The organism is Methylobacter sp., from assembly GCF_023227905.1.
Taxonomy (GTDB): domain Bacteria; phylum Pseudomonadota; class Gammaproteobacteria; order Methylococcales; family Methylomonadaceae; genus Methylobacter_A.
Genome location: NZ_JALOCF010000018.1, coordinates 55376 through 73507 on the forward strand (window position 1 = coordinate 55376; position 18132 = coordinate 73507).

The following is an 18132-nucleotide window of genomic DNA, read 5'->3' on the forward strand; positions in this document are numbered from 1 at the left end:
TATAGGTAAACAATAATTTGAGGCGATTATTTCATCTTTAAGATTAAAGACTGATGCAGAAATAAATTAACGAGATGAGGACCCAAATATGGAAACTTCAAAGTTGGTACAAAAATCCAAGAGCGAACATTACCCTAAAATGCGCCATTCTATAAAGGCGGAGGATGACTTGATTGATTTGTTTCCTCAGCCCCGATATTTTCAGGTGCATTTTCAGCATGTCCATGAAAATGCCCATGATCTTCGGGGTGAACTGGCTCAGCTCAAAGATTATGTAACTAAAGTCGATGAAAAACTTGAACGGGTAATGGCCTTGCTAAGCCGTACGCCCGAACAGGTGCTTTGACTTCTATGTATTTATTCGAAAGCCACAAAGAACGCATGGACGATTGGCCGCTAACGCCTGCGGCTGGCCCTGCAATGCCAATACAGTCGCTATTTAAGGCGTTTTTGGGCGAAGAAAAGCCGCGCTCTATGGGCAGTTTGCTGTTGACGTTAGTGCTGTCACTTCATTTATGGCCGGCTCTCTGGATACTGCAACCAGCCAAAGCCGTTACCAAAGCCCAGCCGATGATCATGGAAGTATCGCTGATTGCGGCGCCGAGCCAAAAGGTTGCGGCTGCGCCGGTTGCGCAACCCAAACCGGAGGAGCCGAAAAAGCCGGCCAAACTAAAGAAGCCGGTTGTCCGCAAGCAAATGGAACTACCCAAACCACTGGCTATGGCTGAGGAAATGCTGCCTGCGCCATCAAAGCTTGAATCTGCGTCGGCATCGGCAACGCCTGCCGCTAATGTGGGCGGCAAGATAACGGCAGATGTCGCCCCTTTTACCGAAGCGAATTTCAACGCCAATTACGGCTCCAATCCCAAACCGAAATATCCCGGCATTGCCACCAGCCGAGGCTGGGAAGGCACCGTGCACCTGCTAGTGAAAGTATCCGCCGAAGGCGACAGCGAGGAAGTCACCGTGCAGCGCAGCAGTGGCCATGACGCGCTCGACGAAGCCGCTGTCGAAGCGGTCGAAAAATGGAAATTTATCCCCGCCAAGCGGGGCGAAACGCCGGTGTCCAGTTCGGTAGTCGTACCGATTAATTTTGTCTTGAACAACTAAAAGGGAGACTTAAACGTCCCATTCGGTAGAACCGAAAATCATAATCGACAGAACTCCTGTGCACGCAGAGGGTTTGGTCTTTTAATTGCCATACGCTTGCAGCAACAGCAGGTGTTCCGGCTTGCCTGTCATTAATGCCATCGGCAGGCCCTTTAGCCAGTAATTTTGCTGATCCCGGTAATAAGGCGACAACGGCTGACCCGATTGGCCGCCGGGCATATGCAGTATGGCGTCTTCAAAATGATTCGGCGCGACTACCAGCCGTTCGCTGGCGCCGAAACCGGGCGCGGCGGCGCGCACGCAAAAAGCGCATCCCGGCAGGGCTTCGTCCGGCATATCCAGCAGTTCGCCCAGTATCGGCAAGGCATTGGAGAACGGGTGGGATTGCCGGACTTTGTTGTGCATGCCCCAGTTCAATTCCGCTAATTTCACGCCCGGATGCCGGGCTTGCAGCCGCTGCCGGCTAAGTTTTAGCTGCCCCAGGATAAAGTCGTCCCAGTTTCGGTAATGCGCCGCATCGGGCAGTAATTGCGGGGGCTTTTGATTCAACAGCGCTTGCAGCGGCGTATCGATATAAGTCCAGGCATAGCTGAAATTCTTATCCATCTCCCGGCTGGCCGCTAAAAACGGCGTAAATACCGATTCGGCCAATTGCCTGCGGAATTCGACCAGCAACGCAAATCCCAAGCTGCCGACATCGGCCCGGCCGTCCCAGGCCAGCAGATAGTCGCGCGCTTCGGCCAAATCCGGCTGGGCCGCAATCACTTCGCCGGACAGAACACGCAAAGCCAACTGCTGATAAAAAGCATAAAACTCGCTGCCGGTATCCAGTTGCAGATTGAACATGGCCGATTCGTTAAACTGCGACATTTGCCCAAGTTGTTGGGTAATCCGATAGGCGCGGTAACCGTTGCCGAACTGGTGGCCGATCACGTACGGATAGTTTTTGTCGAATCGACGGTCATTAGCCGACACCAGCAGCCCCTCGGACGGATCGATGATCCGCGGCAAATTCTCAGGCTCGACATAACCGTTCCAGCCTACGCTGCCGTCCGCCCAGGAGCGGCTGACCAAGCCGTCATTACCGAAGCGTTTGGGGATTTTGCCCGTCAATGTCCAAGCAATATGGCCTTGGCCGTCGGCCAGCAAGACGTTAAGCTGCGGGCCGCCGGCGCTGTTGACGATTTTGATCGCCTGCTCCAGGGTTTCGGCTTGCTCCAAATCAAACAGCTCGAAGTTAACGGCATCGGCATCCAATGCCGCCCAATGAATCGCCACCGGCTGGCCCAGCAACGGCTGATTGGCAACCGGCCCCCAGCGCGTGTGCTTGACCATAATCTGCTTAGCCTCGCTATCTTTTACCCGAATGATTTCCTGATATTCATCGAAACGCTGCCACTGATCGCCTACCCGGTATTGATCAGGATGCTCGGGATTGATGTCGAGACGGACCAGGTCCAGGAAATCGCCGGTCAAATTGGTCTCTCCCCAGGCGATATGCCGGTTGCTGCCGGCAACCAGCAACGGCGTGCCGGGCAAGGTCAGGCCGACGGCGTATGCATCGCCGTAGTTCAACTCAACGCGATACCAGACGTTGGGCACCGACAGGCCCAAATGCATATCGTTAGCCAAAATCGCCCGTCCGTCCGCGGTAAGTTTGCCGCTGACCGTCCAGGCATTAGAGCCGACCATTAAATCGGATTGCTGAACCAGCTGCGCCAACGCTGTTTTATCCGTCGGCTGGCGGGCTAATGCGCTAGCTAAGGACTCGACAGGAATAGGTTGTGCCGGGCGCAGCGATTCAGCCTGTTTTTGCAATTGTTCGGTGTAAGCATCGGTATCCGGCGTCAAAAAACGCACCACGTCATCCGGCAAGGTTTTTTCCATGACGCTCAGCATCCGTTCGCCGCGTTCTTCTCCGGCTGTCAGGGTTTCGAACATGCCCAAAACCACCAGCAGCGTATCCTCGGGAACCCAGGGTTCCGGTCGATAGCCCAGTACCTTAAACTCGAAAGGCAGCTTACCGGATTCCGCCATATAGCTGTTGACGCCGTCGGCATAGGTTTGCAGGTATTGCCGATGATCCGGCGGCAGTTTTGCCAATACCGCTTTTGCCACGCGCTGAAAACCGTAGGTTCTGACCTTGATATCGTTACCCAATGCCTTGTCGCCGAAGATTTCCGCCAGGCGCCCGGCGCTTTTACGCCGCATCAGGTCCATCTGAAACAGGCGATCGCGCGCAGTGACATACCCCAATGCCCGAACCGCATCGGCGCGATTAGCAGCGTCGATGGCCGGCATACCGTGCGCGTCGGTCCGTACGCGAACCTCCGCCGTAAGCCGGTCCAGTTTTACCGTACCCTCCAGTTGCGGCATGGACGCCCGCAAGAGCCAAAAACCGCCGCCGAAGGCTATCACCGCCAGACTCGTCAGAACCAGACCGGCATATAACATGATTTTTCGAAATTTCGCCATTGCCTTGCACTATTGTGAAGCTGTCATTATTCAGCGATAGACTGATTTTATAATAAAACGAAGGACCGATTTAAACGGATTTCGTGCTGTGCACCGGTGTCCTGTTTTGTAGTTGCCTGGTCTCCTGTTTGCCGTGTCGGTAGTCTTACCTATTGTCTCAACCCCATGAATTCTCTAATCTGCTGATATGCAAAAGGCAATAATCTCGGTGTAAACCTATTTATCTTGCGGGAGGCTGGGTTAATTCCCCACTGTATTTCATATAAAAAACTCGAAATAACCGTACACACTCGAATAACCGAGCGGAGGCCCAAACGGGGAATACAGATGATAATGAAATTACAGGAGCAAAGACGAAATATCAGAATCGCCGATCCCGGCGGTGAAGAAGAGCCGATTCGGTTTGAGCTGTTCAGCGATGAACGGATGGCGCAACATGCCACCAGTTTAGCAAAAGAGCAAAAAGCCCGCGTTATTCCTGATGGGCTCGATCTGATGCCGCGGGTCCGCGAAAATTCGCGGCTGTTGGTTGAGGCTTACAAAGCAATCGGCAAAGCGGCGCGAGAGCATCGCGCCATTACTCCGGCCGCAGAATGGATGCTCGATAATTTTCATGTCATTGAAGAGCAAATCAATGACATCAATGTTTATCTGCCGGAAAAGTTTTACCAGCAATTACCCAAGTTAACCAACGGCTTTCTTACCGGTTATCCGCGTGTTTACGGCATTGCCTGGGCGCTGGTGGCCCATACCGATAGCCGTTTTTCCCCGGAACAGCTAAATCTGTTCATGCGTGCGTACCAGGAAGTTCAACCGCTCAGTATCGGCGAGCTTTGGGCAATACCGATCACGCTGCGCATTGTGATGATAGAGAACTTGCGGAGGCTGGCGCTAAAAGTCATGCGCTCGCAAGTCGGGCGGCGGCTGGCTGACGAATTTATCGATCAAGCGGACAAGCTTGATCTTTCGACCCAGATTGCCGCTTTACCCGACCCGCATTTCCGTCAGGCCTTTGCGGTTCAGCTCGTGCGGCGTTTGCACGAACCTCACCCGGACCCTGCGCCGACACTTGATTTTCTTAATGACTGGCTGGCCGAACAAGGCGTCACTCTGGATGAAATAGTGCACCGTGAACACGTCGCCCAAATTGCCGGCAACCTGACCGTACGCAATATCATTACCAGTATGCGCGCCATATCGGCATACGATTGGCCGCAGTTTGTCGAAGATTCGAGTCTGGTAGATAAACATCTGCGCAGCCACCCTTCTTACAGCGTAATGGATTTTCTGACCCGTGACCGCTACCGCCATGCGATTGAGGATCTTGCCAAACGTTCGCCGTATTCCGAGGTGGAAATCACCCATAAAGTCATCGATAAGATTAATCGTGTCGCTAATGAACCGGATACCAATCTGCAACAACAGGAGCCTGGCTATTACCTGATCGGCGCCGGCCGCACCGAGTTCGAGCAAGAAGTCGGCTTTCAGCCTACCTTCAGCCAAAAGCTACTGCGTTCTTATATCGCCCATGCAGTATTCGCTTATCTGGCCAGTATTGGTTTAGGCACCTTGCTTTTGCTGGCGTTGGTTGTGAATGCCTCTTTCAACGCCGGGCTTAGCGGCTTCCAGATTGCGCTGATTACGTTATTTGCCTTATTTCCCGCCTCGGATATTGCCACGGCTTTGGTCAATCGCTTTGTCGTGACAACGGTGCCGCCGCGCCATTTGCCCAGACTTGACCTGAAGGATGGCATTTCTGATGCGCTACGCACCTTTGTCGTGGTGCCAACGATACTTATCAGTGAATACACGGTAAAAAAGCAAATCGATGAACTGGAGGTTCAGTATTTGTCCAATCCGGTCGACAATGTTTATTTTGCGCTGTTATCCGATTGGGTTGATGCCGACCAGGAAACCTTGCCTGAAGATGATGAATTATTAAACATCGCCATTAGCGGAATAAGCGCTCTGAATGACAAGTACGGAGACCAGCGGTTTTTCCTGTATCACCGCAAGCGCTGCTGGAATCCAAGCGAGGATCAATGGATGGGCTGGGAACGCAAGCGCGGCAAGCTGCATGAGTTTAACCGGCTGTTGCGCGGCGCAAGCGATACGACCTATATAGCGCTTAATGGGCAGCCCGTAACCGCGCCGTCCGGCGTTCGCTATGTGATTACCCTGGACTCGGACACCAAGCTGCCTATCGGCGCAGTGCAACAGCTAGTCGGAACAGCCGCCCATCCGCTCAATTGGCCTATCATGGACCCGATCACACGCTATATTACCAGCGGATACACCATCCTCCAGCCCAGGGTTACCCCCACCTTGCCGCAAAGGCGAGAGCACTCCTTGTATCACCAGCTTTTTTCCGGCGCCTGCGGCGTAGACGCTTATTCGACCTCCGTGTCCGAAGTCTATCAGGACCTGTTCGGACTTGGCACATACAGCGGCAAGGGTTTGTATGAGGTCGATTCGTTTGAGGCCGCGTTGGCGGGACGAGTTCCCGAAAACGCCCTGCTCAGCCATGACTTATTCGAGAGCGTGTACGCCCGCTGTGCGTTTGTCAGCGACATTGAGTTGTATGAAGAATTCCCCTCCCACACGGAAGTGGCCGCGTCCCGTTCGCACCGTTGGGCGCGTGGCGATTGGCAGCTATTGCCGTGGATTTTCGGTCCGCGCGGTAAAGGCATGCCGTTAATCGGACGTTGGAAAATGATCGATAATTTGCGCCGGACTTTTTCAGCGCCCGGCGCTTTTCTTACCCTATTAGCGGCTTGGGCGATTCCGGGCGCACCGCAGTCCCTGCTGATGGGGATGGTGTTGGCGGCAGTGGCTTTCCCCGCTTTCCAGTCGTTTATCGGCGGAGTGAGGATTCGTCCCCATATCCCGGTGGGGCACCAATTGCGCGCCATCGCAGAAAATATAATTACGGGCGTGAACACCAGCCTGGTTACGCTGACGCTGCTGGTGCAGCAAGCCATATTAATGACGGATGCGATCGTCAGCTCTTTGGTGCGGATCTATATCACCAAACGAAAATTACTCAAATGGGTCACCGCGCTGCAAGTAAAATCGAAAGCCGGACACACGATGAAAGACCTCATCAGGCCATTGGCCAGCGTGATAATCGTGTTGTTTTTCGCCGGCTTGATCGTGCTTATATTCAATCCCGCTTCGCTTGGAATTGCCGCGCCGTTTCTGCTGCTGTGGCTACTGTCGCCAATTGCCGCCCATATCTTGAGTTTGCCGCCCAAACCGGACCCGGCTGAATCGTTAATTCCTGAGGATGCTTTACAGTTACGGCAGGTGGCAAGGCACACCTGGCGATTTTTCACCACGTTCGTAACGGAGCAGGAAAACTATCTGCCTCCGGATAATTTTCAGGAAGACCCTAATCCGGAAATTGCTCATCGCAGTTCGCCGACCAATTTCGGCCTCTATTTAATATCGACGCTTGCCGCCCACGATATGGGCTGGATTGGCCTTATCGACACCGTTGACCGGTTGGAAGCCACCTTAAATACGCTGAATAAGATGTCGAAACTGCATGGGCATTTTTATAACTGGTATGACACCTGTGATTTGCATCCATTGGAGCCTAAATATGTCTCGACTGTGGACAGCGGCAATTTGGCCGCACATCTGCTGGTGCTTGTTCAGGGATGTAAAGAGTTAACGCAGCAACCCTACCCGTTTTCCACGCTGTTAAGCGGCATTGCCGACAGCCACCGGCTGTTCGAATCCGCACTTGCCAAAACCATCGATACCCAGCGCATGCAGATGGTGACACTGAATGATTTACAACAGAAAACGGATAAACTTCGTGCCTTGTTAGCGTGTACGCCTGCCACTCAGGAGGAATGCCTGCGTTTGTGGCGGCTGATAAAACCTTGTGCCGATAACCTGCTGGATCTGGTTCGCGCTTATGCCGCCGAGCGCGGCGATCATATAAACAGTAGCGAAATGCTGGCCTGGGCGACGCTGTTGCACAACGATATCGCTTCTCATCAGCGTGACATGGAAAATTTCGGCTCGTCGATACATTTCCACCTTCCCAGTGACGACCATCAGCAGCCGGAGGCCCAGCACTGGAAAGTGCTGACTCAGCGGATAAATACCTTGGTCGAACTTGCGGAACAATTGTTCGTCGAGATGGATTTTCGTTTTCTTTACGATCCTAACCGGCACTTGTTTTCGCTCGGCTATCGCGTTGAAAAAGGCGTTATCGACGACAGCTATTACGACCTGCTTGCCTCGGAAGCCCGCTTGACCAGCTTGATCGCTATCGCCAAGCGGGAAGTGCCGAGCGCTCACTGGTTTCATTTGGGGCGCAGGCTGACGCGCACCACGCACGGCAACGTGCTGTTATCCTGGTCAGGCTCGATGTTTGAATACCTGATGCCGTCCTTGGTGACTTATACGCCGCGCTACAGCCTGCTGGACCAAACTTGCCGACTGGTGGTGCAAAGCCAGATTGAATACGGAGAGCAGCGCAGGGTGCCGTGGGGCGTTTCCGAATCGGCATTTAACGGCCGCGACCGTTGGTTCACCTATCAATATTCCGCATTCGGCGTGCCGGGTTTGGGCATGAAACGCGGACTCGCCTACGACCTGGTGATTGCGCCTTATGCCACGGCCTTGGCGGCTATGTACCACACCCGTGCGGCGGCGGAAAATTTCCAACGCCTGGAAAAGCTTGGCGCTTTGGGGCGTTACGGCTTTTTTGAAGCGCTCGATTTCACGCCATCGCGACTGGCGGAAAACCAAAAGGTGGCGTTTGTGCGCTGCTATATGGCCCATCATCAAGGCATGTCATTAGTGTCTTTGGCTAATGTGACGCTTAATGAAGTGATGCGCCGCCGCTTCCATCGCGTACCGATGATCCAGGGCGCCGAATTGTTGTTGCAGGAGCGTGTGCCGCACGGTTTTGGCCAAGGCATTCCCCACTTTACCCACGCCGAGGCTGAAGTAAAGGAAATAATCCAGCCGCCCATACGCCGCTTGCTGTCACCAATGTCGATAAGTCCTTCGGCGCATTTGCTGTCCAATGGCCGCTATGGCGTGATGATCACCGCCGCCGGGTCAGGATACAGCGTTTGCGAAAAGCTGGCGGTTACCCGTTGGCGCGAAGATGTGACCCGCGATTGCTGGGGCAGCTATATTTATTTGCGTGATTTGGCGAGCGGCAAGATATGGTCGGCCGGATACCAGCCGACCACGGCAGTTCCGGATAAATACGAAGTGGCTTTTAACGAAGACCGGGCGCGCATCTCTCGCGAAGACGGGGCCATCGCCAGCAACCTGGAAATCATTGTCTCCCCTGAGGATAACGCAGAAATCAGGCATTTGTGCTTAATCAATAACGGCGCGCATACCCGGGAAATTGAACTGACTTCCTACGCGGAAATCGTGCTGACGTCCCAGATGGCTGACATGGCCCATCCGGCGTTTTCAAATTTGTTTATACAGACCGAATACCTGCCGCAGGCGTCTGCGTTAATCGCACAACGACGGCCTCGGTCGGAAAAGGACCCACAGGTTTGGGCGGCTCATGTGCTGGCATGTAGCGTCAGTGCCGGACTACAGTATGAAACCGACCGGGTACGGTTTATAGGCCGGGGGCAAACGCTGCAAGCGCCCGCCTCAGTGACTGACGGGCATCCTCTCAGCAATACGGTCGGCGCGGTGCTTGATCCGATATTCAGCCTGCGCACGCGGGTCAGTATCGAACCGGGCTCGACGGTTCATGTGACCTTTACGACTTTGATTGCCCCAACCCGGCAGGCCGTTGAGGATTTGGCCGACAAGTACCACAACCCGGCCACTTTCGACCGGGTTTCCGATCTTGCCTGGACCCATGCGCACATTCAATTACGCCATCTGCGCATTAAATCCGATGAAGCGCAATTATTTCAGGCCCTGGCTAACCGCTTGCTGTACGCCGATCCTTCGTTGCGGGCCAATGCCAGGCTTATGCATATGAACAGGCTAAATGTCACAGGCTTGTGGCGGTTTAGCATTTCCGGCGACCGTCCGATTATTTTGTTGCGGATATCGTCAACCGATGACAGGGCTATTGCCGACCAGTTAATACGCGCCCACGAATATTGGCGCATGAAGCGTCTGTCGGCCGATTTGGTGATTTTGAATGAAAAAGAAATTACCTATGCCAATGAGCTACAGACTTTAATGGACAATATGGTTCGCGAAAGCAAAGCCTTTTCAACGCTTCATGAGTATGGCGAACAGGGTGAAGTCTTTGTGCTCCGTGCCGATCAGCTCAGTGAAGAAGAGCATGTGTTATTGCAAACTACCGCTCGCGTGGTGATTTTGAGCGGCCGCGGCACCTTGGCTGAACAATTGATGCACCATTCCCAGCCTGCGCCGAAGTTCACCCAGGCCAAGGCTCGGCCTGCAAAGGCTATCTATGGACAAGAGCCTTCAATCGTCCCGACCGGTCTCGAATATTTTAACGGGCTGGGCGGATTTGCCGACGACGGCCGCGAATATGTGATCGTGTTGGACAAGGGCCAATGCACGCCTGCCCCCTGGATTAACGTGATTGCCAATGCCGAAATCGGTTTTACCGTATCGGAGCTGGGCAGTGGTTATAGCTGGTGCCTTAACAGCCGCTTGAACCAGTTGACGCCGTGGTCGAACGACCCGGTCGGCGACCCTCCGGGCGAACTCTTTTATTTGCGGGACGAGGAAAACGGCAATTTGTGGAGCCCAACCGCGCTACCGATTCGAGTTAATAACGCCGTCTATGTCGTTCGCCACGGCCAGGGTTACAGCCGGTTCGAGCATGTTTCTCACGGTATCCACAGCGAGCTGCTGCAATTTGTCAGTTCGGACGATCCTGTCAAAATTTCGTCCCTCACCTTAAAGAACGTTTCCGGCCGTCCCCGTAAATTAACGGTTGCCGCCTATGTAGAATGGGTGCTCGGCGCCTCTCGCACCGCCACTGCGCCTTATGTTGTGTCTGAGCTGGATCAGGAGACCGGAGCCTTGCTTGCCTATAACAGCATGGACGTCGATTTTGGTCAGCGCATTGCATTTGCCGATCTGGCCGGGCAACAAACTGCCTGGACATGCAACAGGACGGAATTTATCGGGCGTAACGGTACTCTGGACGCACCGATCGCCTTGCGCCAATCCAAAGCGCTTAAGAATCGGGTCGGTGCGGGTCTTGACCCATGCGCGGCATTGACGACGCAGGTTGAGCTTGCGGCCGGCGCAAGCATCGAAATAACTTTCCTGCTGGGCCAAGGTAATGACCGCGACCATGCAAGCCAGCTCGTTAAGCGTTATAGAGCCGCGGATATACAGCTTACCTTTGCAACCGTGAAGCAGTCATGGTCTGAGACACTCGGAAAAATTCAGGTAAAAACGCCGGATAGATCGCTGGACCTGCTGTTGAACGGCTGGCTGCTGTATCAGACGCTAAGCTGCCGGATATGGGCGCGAGCCGCATTTTATCAGGCCGGCGGGGCGTTCGGTTTCCGTGATCAGTTACAGGACAGCATGGCACTTGCGGTGGCGCGCCCCGATCTGGTCCGCGCCCATATTGTCCGCGCGGCGGGGCATCAGTTTGCCGAAGGCGATGTGCAGCATTGGTGGCACCCGCCGTCCAATCGCGGCGTGCGCACTCATTTCTCCGACGATCTTATCTGGCTACCATATGTGGTATCCCACTATGTCAAGGTCAGCGGCGATATGGCGGTACTCGATGAAATAACGCCGTTCCTGGCAGGGCCTGTACTTGAACCGGAGCAGGAAGACGCCTATTTCGAACCGGCCCAATCGGACCAACAAGCCAGCCTGTTTGAGCATTGCGCCAGAACGCTGGATTTGAGCTTAAAGGTCGGAGTCCACGGCCTGCCGCTGATGGGCTGTGGGGACTGGAATGACGGCATGAACCGGGTTGGGCATCAAGGCAAGGGAGAAAGCGTCTGGCTCGCCTGGTTCCTGATTGCTACGTTATCTGAATTTGCAGTTATAGCCCAAGCGCGCGGTGAGATTGAGCGTGCCTTGCGCTGGAATGAGCACATCGGCAAATTAAAAACCGCCGTGGAAGCTGAGGGATGGGATGGGTCATGGTACCGCCGCGCTTTTTTTGATGACGGAACGCCGTTGGGCTCCGCTTCCAATACCGAATGCCGCATCGACTCACTGGCGCAAACCTGGGGCATTATTTCCAGCGCCGCCGATCCCGAGCGTGCGCGGCTGGCAATGAATTCGGTTCGGGAATACCTGATCCAATACGGCGACGACCTGGTGCTGCTGTTTACGCCGCCTTTCGACAAGACACCGCTGGACCCCGGCTATATCAAAGGCTACCTGCCCGGCGTGCGGGAAAATGGCGGGCAATACACCCATGCGGCGGTCTGGTGCGTTATCGCCTACGCGATGCTGGGAGACGGCGATCAGGCGGGAGAACTGCTGCATATGCTGAATCCTATTAATCGCACGACTAACCGCACCGGCGTCTATGCGTACAAAGTCGAGCCCTATGCGATAGCTGCCGATATCTATGCCGTGCCGCCGCATGTACGGCGCGGAGGCTGGACCTGGTACACCGGCGCTGCGGGATGGTTTTATCGTGCGGGCCTGGAATGGATGTTGGGTTTAAATATCCGCGCCGACAAAATGCATTTCAATCCTTGTATTCCGCGCGAATGGCGTAGTTATTCCTTAAGTTATCGCCATGAAGAAACCAGCTATGAGATTACCATCAATAATCCCGACGGAGTGTCAACGGGCGTGGTATCGATTGAATTGGACGGGGCGCCGCAAGAGGGAGTTGAAGGTATCCCGCTGCTGCACGACAGGAAACAGCACCAAGTGGTGGTGACGATGGGCACGAAATGATCTTCGGCTGGCCGTAACCAGCGGTTTAAATGCATCAGCGGCGATCTGCCGATTAGACCTTCCAGGTTTTTAAAACCTGGAAGGTCTGGTTATCGAGTTATTTCCTCATAACGCCAGTTCCTCCTTAGCTTGCAGCATTGCCATGAGCGGGATAATCATGGCCATTAACGTCCGCCAAAAACCATTTCAACTTTGCCGTCGACCAGTTTCAGGTTAGCTTCAAATTCTGTGCCTTTACCGGATTTAAAGCCTTTCAGCATTCCTGTCTCCCCTTTGCTTAATAATTTTTTAGCCATTGCCGCAGTGATTTTTTTATGCGCGACGGTTTTCCAAATCGCCATTTTGCAGCCGTTGCGCCATTCGCTACAGCTGTAAGCTTTTGCGGTTTCGATGATTTTGCCGTTACATAACGGGCAATCGGCAATGGCTTCTTTTATAACAGGCCGCGGCACCGGTTCGGCTTTGATATAGCCTGTTTCGCCCTGTTTATTGAGGGTCAGTTGGGCATTAAAAACTTCATCGTCCGGCTTGATCGCATAACTTTGCAGAGTTCGATGATTTTGCAATAACTGGCAGGCCATGTCCCGTGTGACCGGTACGCCATACAGTTGTTTCCATAACACAAACAGGCAACCGGCTTTCCAATCGCTGCACCCATAGCCTTTCCTGCCTTCAATCACAGGCTTATGGCACAGTGGGCAGTCGCCCAAACGGCTTTGGTCATAAAGCGGCCGGTCCGATTCGTCTTTGATTTTTTGGGTAAATTGGACGATTTCGGCCATGAACCGGTCGGGGTCGTAATCGTTGTGTTCTATTTTTTTGAGTTTGGCTTCCCATTCGCCGGTCATCGCCGCCGACTTTAGCCTGTCGTCGGCGATAATCGAGATCAAATGCCGCCCGGATTCGGTGCTGACCAGGGTCTTTTTTTGCCGCTGGATATAGTTCCGCTTGATTAATACTTCAATAATCGAGGCCCGGGTTGCCGGCGTGCCGAGGCCCTTTTCCTTTAAGGCTTCCTTGAGCTGTTCGTCATCGCAGGTCTTGCCGGCCGATTCCATGATGCTCAGCAAGCTGGCTTCGTTATAAGGCTTAGGCTGCGTGGTTTTGCCTTGATTTATCGAGGGTTGCTGCGGGCCGGTTTCGCCTTTGGCGAAGTTAGGCAGAATTTTCAGTGTCTTATCGGACTGGCTTGACGCATCGTTTTTGTACAAGACCTGCCAGCCGGGCGCTTCGATGATCGTGCCGGTGGTTTTGAATTTTACTGTTGTGTGAACAGCTTCTCCTCCACCAACCTCGCCCAAAACGGTGGTGATTTGCTTAATGCAGGGCGGATAAAACGCCGCAATAAAGCGCTGGACTATCGCCTCAAAGACCTTGGCTTCATGGCCCGACAACGTCCCCGGCAATGCGGACGTCGGTATGATCGCATGATGATCGGTGACTTTGGCGTCATTGAAGATACGGCTGCTCAGCGTCAGCTTATCCAGATCCAGCGGCTCGATTTGCTGCCCGAATTTAACGCGTAATTTCGTCAGCAAGGGCTTCATGCCCGGCTTCATGTCATTGGTTAGATAACGGCTATCGGTACGCGGATAGGTGATGTGCTTTTTCTCGTATAGCTGCTGGGCGGCACTCAAGGTTTGGTCGGCGGTCAGGCCGTAGCGGATGCTCATGTCTTTTTGCAGATCGGTCAGATCGTACAATAGCGGCGGGCTGAGCGTTTCCTTCTTGCCCTTGACCTCGGTAACCCGAAAATCCCGTTCCAGGATTTGGCTTAACAGCGTTTCTGCGTCAGCTTTGCGGTCGAACCGCCCGCCGACATACTGAAAATCGGTATCCCGGTACAAGGTGTGCAATTCCCAGAAATCCTTGGGCACAAAACTACTGATATCCAAATCTTTTTGCACGATCAGCGCCAGCACCGGCGTTTGCACTCGGCCTATCGTCCATAAGCTGCCTTGCCCGCCGAACTTCAGGGTATAAAGCCGTGTGGCATTCAGGCCGACGATCCAGTCCGATTCGCTGCGGCATTTGGCGGCGCGATAAAGACCGTCGTAGGCATGGCCTTCCTGCAATTTTGTAAAGCCGTTGCGTATCGCATCATCGGTTAAGGAGCTGATCCACAGGCGCTTAAACGGTTTTTTCAGGCATCCGCTCCAAGTCAAGATGTACCTGAAAATCAACTCCCCTTCCCGACCCGCATCGGTCGCGCAGATGATTTCGTCGGCGGCCTTGAACAAGCGTTTAATGGTGTTCAGCTGTTTCTGCGCCGAGGCATCGCCCCTGGCTTTTAAGCCGAATTGTTCGGGAATGATCGGCAGGGATTCCAACGACCAGCGTTTCCATGACTTGTCATATTCATCCGGTTCCTTCAATTCGACCAAGTGACCGAACGCCCAGGTAATTTGATAGCCGTTACCCTCGAAATAGCCGTCGTGCTTGCTGTTTATGCGCAGGCATTTGGCTATATCGCGGGCGACTGAAGGCTTTTCGGCCAGGATGACTTTCATGTTATGAATTAGTTAATAAACCACGGAGGACACGGAGGACGCAGAGTTTTTAATATAAGTAATGGGATACAAGTTTTCAGCTAAGGTTCAAAGCCGGAGTGCAGGAGCGAAAGCTTTGCAAGCACCCAAAGTACGCGCTTTACGACTGCAAGAACAGGAAATGATCCAGTCATTTCCCTGCATTCCCCACATCCCTATGGGTTATGCAGGAGGTAGAGCAATGCAGGGAGCAATTGCCGAGAGCACCAACAGTAGGCGCTCTAGGCGCAGCTTTCGCTCCTGCTCACGCTAAGTACCTACATCCATGTAGGCAATGCAGGAGCGATTGCCGAGGCCGAGCTTGCACTCCGAAGTATCGGAGATGCTTTATCGCTTATCTTATCACTGCACCCGACCGAATAATTACCCTCCGTGTCCTTCGTGGTGAATAAAATACTATTTGATGATCTTATAACACGGCACATATTTCTTGCCAGGCAATTTCATGCGGTGCTGCTTAACAAATGAGGCCAACAAGGAATCCATCAAGGCCATGATGTCCTCATCGCCGTGAATTTCAAAAAGCCCGTATTGCTCAATAGCGCGTATACCCCCGTCTTTTACGTTACCTGCCACGATGCCGGAAAATGCGCGGCGCAGGTTGGCGGCGAGATGGTGAGGTTCCTGGTCTTTATGCAGGGCCAGACTGCTCATGTTGGCATGAGTAGGGATAAACGGCTGTTGAAACACATGGTCGACCTTAAGCAACCAGTTGAAGTAATAGGCATCCCCTGTTTCTTTACGAAACTCGCGTACCTGCTTAATACCAGCCTGCATTTCCTGAGCAACCTGCATGGGATTGTCAATAATGATTTTGTAGCGCTGCTGCGCGGATTCTCCCAAGGTGCCGGCAATAAACCGGTCTATTTCCTCGAAGTAATCTTTCGAACAGTCCGGCCCGGTAAAGATCAGCGGAAACGGCGTGTCTTTATTTTCAGGATGAAGCAGGATGCCGAGTATATAGAGTATTTCTTCCGCCGTGCCAACGCCGCCGGGAAACACCACAATGCCATGCCCGGTACGGACAAAAGCTTCCAGGCGCTTTTCAATATCCGGCAGGATCACCAGCTCGTTGACGATAGGATTAGGCGATTCGGCCGCAATAATGCCGGGTTCGGTTATGCCTAAGTATTGGCCGTTTTTGATACGCTGCTTGGCATGGCCGATGGTTGCGCCCTTCATCGGGCCTTTCATCGCGCCCGGTCCGCAGCCGGTGCAGATATCCAGGCCGCGCAGCCCCATCTCGTGGCCGACCGTCTTGCTGTAATCATACTCTTTACGGCTGATTGAATGCCCACCCCAGCAGACCACCATGTTCGGGTTAGTCATCGGGCGCAGAATCTTGGCATTGCGCAAGATGTGAAATACGGCGCTGCTGATGCCGTCCGAACAGCCTAGATCAAACAACGGGTTATTATTGATCTCGTCGCTGACGTAGATAATGTCGCGCAGCACCGCAAACAAATGCTCATTAATGCCTTTGATCATTACGCCGTCAACAAAGGCGTGGGCGGGGGCGGACTTCACGTCCAGCTTAATTCCGCGCTGTTCCTGAACGACGTGTATCTCGAAATCGGGATAGCGTTCCAACAGCTCTTTGCCGTCATCTATGCTGCTGCCGCAATTTAACACCGCGAGCGAGCAGTTGCGAAACAATCGGTACAAACCACCCTGACTGGTATCGAGCAGTTTGGTTACTTCGGCCTTGGACAGCACATCCAGACGGCCTACAGGAGTGATGCGTGCGTCAACTACTTGATGTTTCATTATGTTCCTTTTAATTATGTCGGTGTGATTGCCGGCTGCATGTAGCGGTAACAATGTCGATTCACTTGGCATTCAGCGATCTACAGATACTCTTTAGTCCGGGTTAACTATCATGGGCTATAAAAATGAACTCGATCACTAAAAAAATGCTGCTCATCGGTGTTGTACTGCTGCTTTCCGCCTGCGCCCATGATTCACATCAATACGCGTATTATCCCAGCAACACGGCCTATAGCAGCGGATATACCATTATGCACAGAAACTATTATGGCGAAAGACCGGATCACTATGATAATGGCTATCGTCAGGAAAATAACCATTTTCCCCATCAGCATCATCATGATCAATACAGTGCCAAGCAGCGCTGGGGCGGTAATTATCAAGCCCCCCGGCACCAGCAGCATGACAGGGATCATGATCATCGCTCTAATGACGATAATAATCGCCTCAAATACGGAAACAGCCGCCAACATAACGATGGCGGCAACGGGCGCCGCAACAGTTTCTACCGCAAGGACTACCATCACTGATTTGACTGTCAATAAACGTCCACTATATGTTTAGGCTTTAAAGCACTAGCCTCTAAATTATCAATGGCTATACTGGGGATTAGCCTCTATAATGGCAGCTAGTAGACAGTACTCCGCACAAACGCGAGGCTTATACTTAAATTTTTCATGTTATTCGCACTTTTCAGAAATTCCATTCGCTTTTCTTTTTAAATTGCCCGGCATGATTTGCAATCAAACATTTTCATTGATTTATATAGGTAATTTATATGGCAACAGGTACTGTTAAGTGGTTTAACGAAGCAAAAGGTTTTGGTTTTATTTCTCCTAGCGATGGTAGTGCAGACGTGTTTGTACACTTTTCTGCAATCGCAAGCGATGGCGGCTACCGCACATTGGCCGAAGGCCAAGCAGTTAAGTTTGACGTAGAATCAGGCCCTAAAGGCCCACAAGCATCACAAGTAAGCGCAGCTTAAAACTCGCCTTACTTTTCAATACCCAACCCCGTTTTCGATAAGTTAGCGGGGTTGTGGCATATCCGGTTCATCCGGCCAATCAACTCACCCCCTAATTTAGGACATGTCTTTTGAAACGAATTTTTGTAGGAAACTTACCTAGCGAAGCCACTGAAGAAACTGTACAGGCTTTATTTTCCGAATACGGAAAAGTCCGCTCCATTCAACTTGTTTCCGATATCTTTAGCGGAAAATGCCGGGGCTTCGGCTTTATCGGCATGGAAGGCCACGAAGCAAGAGCCGCTATAGCCGGACTTGACGGCAATCTGTATTGCGGAAAACCTTTAAAAGTCAAATTTGAAGATACGACTGCCGGTAAAAACGGCAGACGGCATT

General features: G+C 52.9%; 9 protein-coding genes. 6 read left to right on the top strand and 3 right to left on the bottom strand.

The features are described 5' to 3' along the window. The first annotated feature begins 88 nt into the window (after nt 1-88). Complete coding sequence (locus tag M0R47_RS09505) at nt 89-346, top strand: hypothetical protein (RefSeq protein ID WP_292553624.1); 258 nt, start codon at nt 89-91, stop codon at nt 344-346. Nucleotides 347-351: 5 nt separating this feature from the next. Beyond that, nucleotides 352-1110, top strand: a complete 759-nt coding sequence (locus tag M0R47_RS09510) for an energy transducer TonB (protein ID WP_292553627.1) — start codon at nt 352-354, stop codon at nt 1108-1110. Between the two features lie 81 nt (nt 1111-1191). Here the strand turns inward: M0R47_RS09510 and M0R47_RS09515 are convergent, their stop codons facing one another. Further along, the gene (locus tag M0R47_RS09515) at nt 1192-3585 is read right to left on the bottom strand and encodes a penicillin acylase family protein (RefSeq protein ID WP_292553629.1); all 2394 of its coding nucleotides are present in this window, start codon (nt 3583-3585) and stop codon (nt 1192-1194) included. 327 nt (nt 3586-3912) lie between these two features. Here M0R47_RS09515 and M0R47_RS09520 point away from each other — a divergent pair, with 327 nt between their 5' ends. Then, nucleotides 3913-12456 carry a glucoamylase family protein gene (locus tag M0R47_RS09520; RefSeq protein WP_292553631.1) on the top strand — a complete coding sequence of 2848 codons (8544 nt, stop codon included), beginning with the start codon at nt 3913-3915 and terminating at the stop codon, nt 12454-12456. A 164-nt stretch (nt 12457-12620) separates the two neighbouring features. Here the strand turns inward: M0R47_RS09520 and M0R47_RS09525 are convergent, their stop codons facing one another. Continuing rightward, nucleotides 12621-14966 carry a type IA DNA topoisomerase gene (locus tag M0R47_RS09525; protein ID WP_292553634.1) on the bottom strand — a complete coding sequence of 782 codons (2346 nt, stop codon included), beginning with the start codon at nt 14964-14966 and terminating at the stop codon, nt 12621-12623. A 435-nt stretch (nt 14967-15401) separates the two neighbouring features. Further along, nucleotides 15402-16772 (bottom strand): nucleotide 5'-monophosphate nucleosidase PpnN, encoded by a 1371-nt coding sequence (gene ppnN, locus M0R47_RS09530; protein WP_292553636.1) that lies wholly within the window; start codon nt 16770-16772, stop codon nt 15402-15404. A gap of 125 nt (nt 16773-16897) precedes the next feature. Here ppnN and M0R47_RS09535 point away from each other — a divergent pair, with 125 nt between their 5' ends. The 3 genes from M0R47_RS09535 to M0R47_RS09545 all read left to right on the top strand — a co-directional run. Continuing rightward, nucleotides 16898-17302 (top strand): hypothetical protein, encoded by a 405-nt coding sequence (locus tag M0R47_RS09535; RefSeq protein ID WP_292553639.1) that lies wholly within the window; start codon nt 16898-16900, stop codon nt 17300-17302. 248 nt (nt 17303-17550) lie between these two features. After that, nucleotides 17551-17757, top strand: a complete 207-nt coding sequence (locus tag M0R47_RS09540; RefSeq protein WP_292553641.1) for a cold-shock protein — start codon at nt 17551-17553, stop codon at nt 17755-17757. Between the two features lie 110 nt (nt 17758-17867). Beyond that, on the top strand, nt 17868-18132 hold a 265-nt coding region (locus M0R47_RS09545), incomplete at its 3' end, for an RNA-binding protein (RefSeq protein WP_104422356.1).

What these genes read in the sequence shown, in the direction of transcription:
- ppnN (WP_292553636.1), bottom strand. Translation starts at nt 16,772, where the DNA reads ATGAAACATCAAGTAGTTGACGCACGCATCACTCCTGTAGGCCGTCTG.
- M0R47_RS09515 (WP_292553629.1), bottom strand. Translation starts at nt 3,585, where the DNA reads ATGGCGAAATTTCGAAAAATCATGTTATATGCCGGTCTGGTTCTGACG.
- M0R47_RS09540 (WP_292553641.1), top strand. Translation starts at nt 17,551, where the DNA reads ATGGCAACAGGTACTGTTAAGTGGTTTAACGAAGCAAAAGGTTTTGGT.
- M0R47_RS09505 (WP_292553624.1), top strand. Translation starts at nt 89, where the DNA reads ATGGAAACTTCAAAGTTGGTACAAAAATCCAAGAGCGAACATTACCCT.
- M0R47_RS09535 (WP_292553639.1), top strand. Translation starts at nt 16,898, where the DNA reads ATGAACTCGATCACTAAAAAAATGCTGCTCATCGGTGTTGTACTGCTG.
- M0R47_RS09510 (WP_292553627.1), top strand. Translation starts at nt 352, where the DNA reads ATGTATTTATTCGAAAGCCACAAAGAACGCATGGACGATTGGCCGCTA.
- M0R47_RS09520 (WP_292553631.1), top strand. Translation starts at nt 3,913, where the DNA reads ATGATAATGAAATTACAGGAGCAAAGACGAAATATCAGAATCGCCGAT.
- M0R47_RS09525 (WP_292553634.1), bottom strand. Translation starts at nt 14,966, where the DNA reads ATGAAAGTCATCCTGGCCGAAAAGCCTTCAGTCGCCCGCGATATAGCC.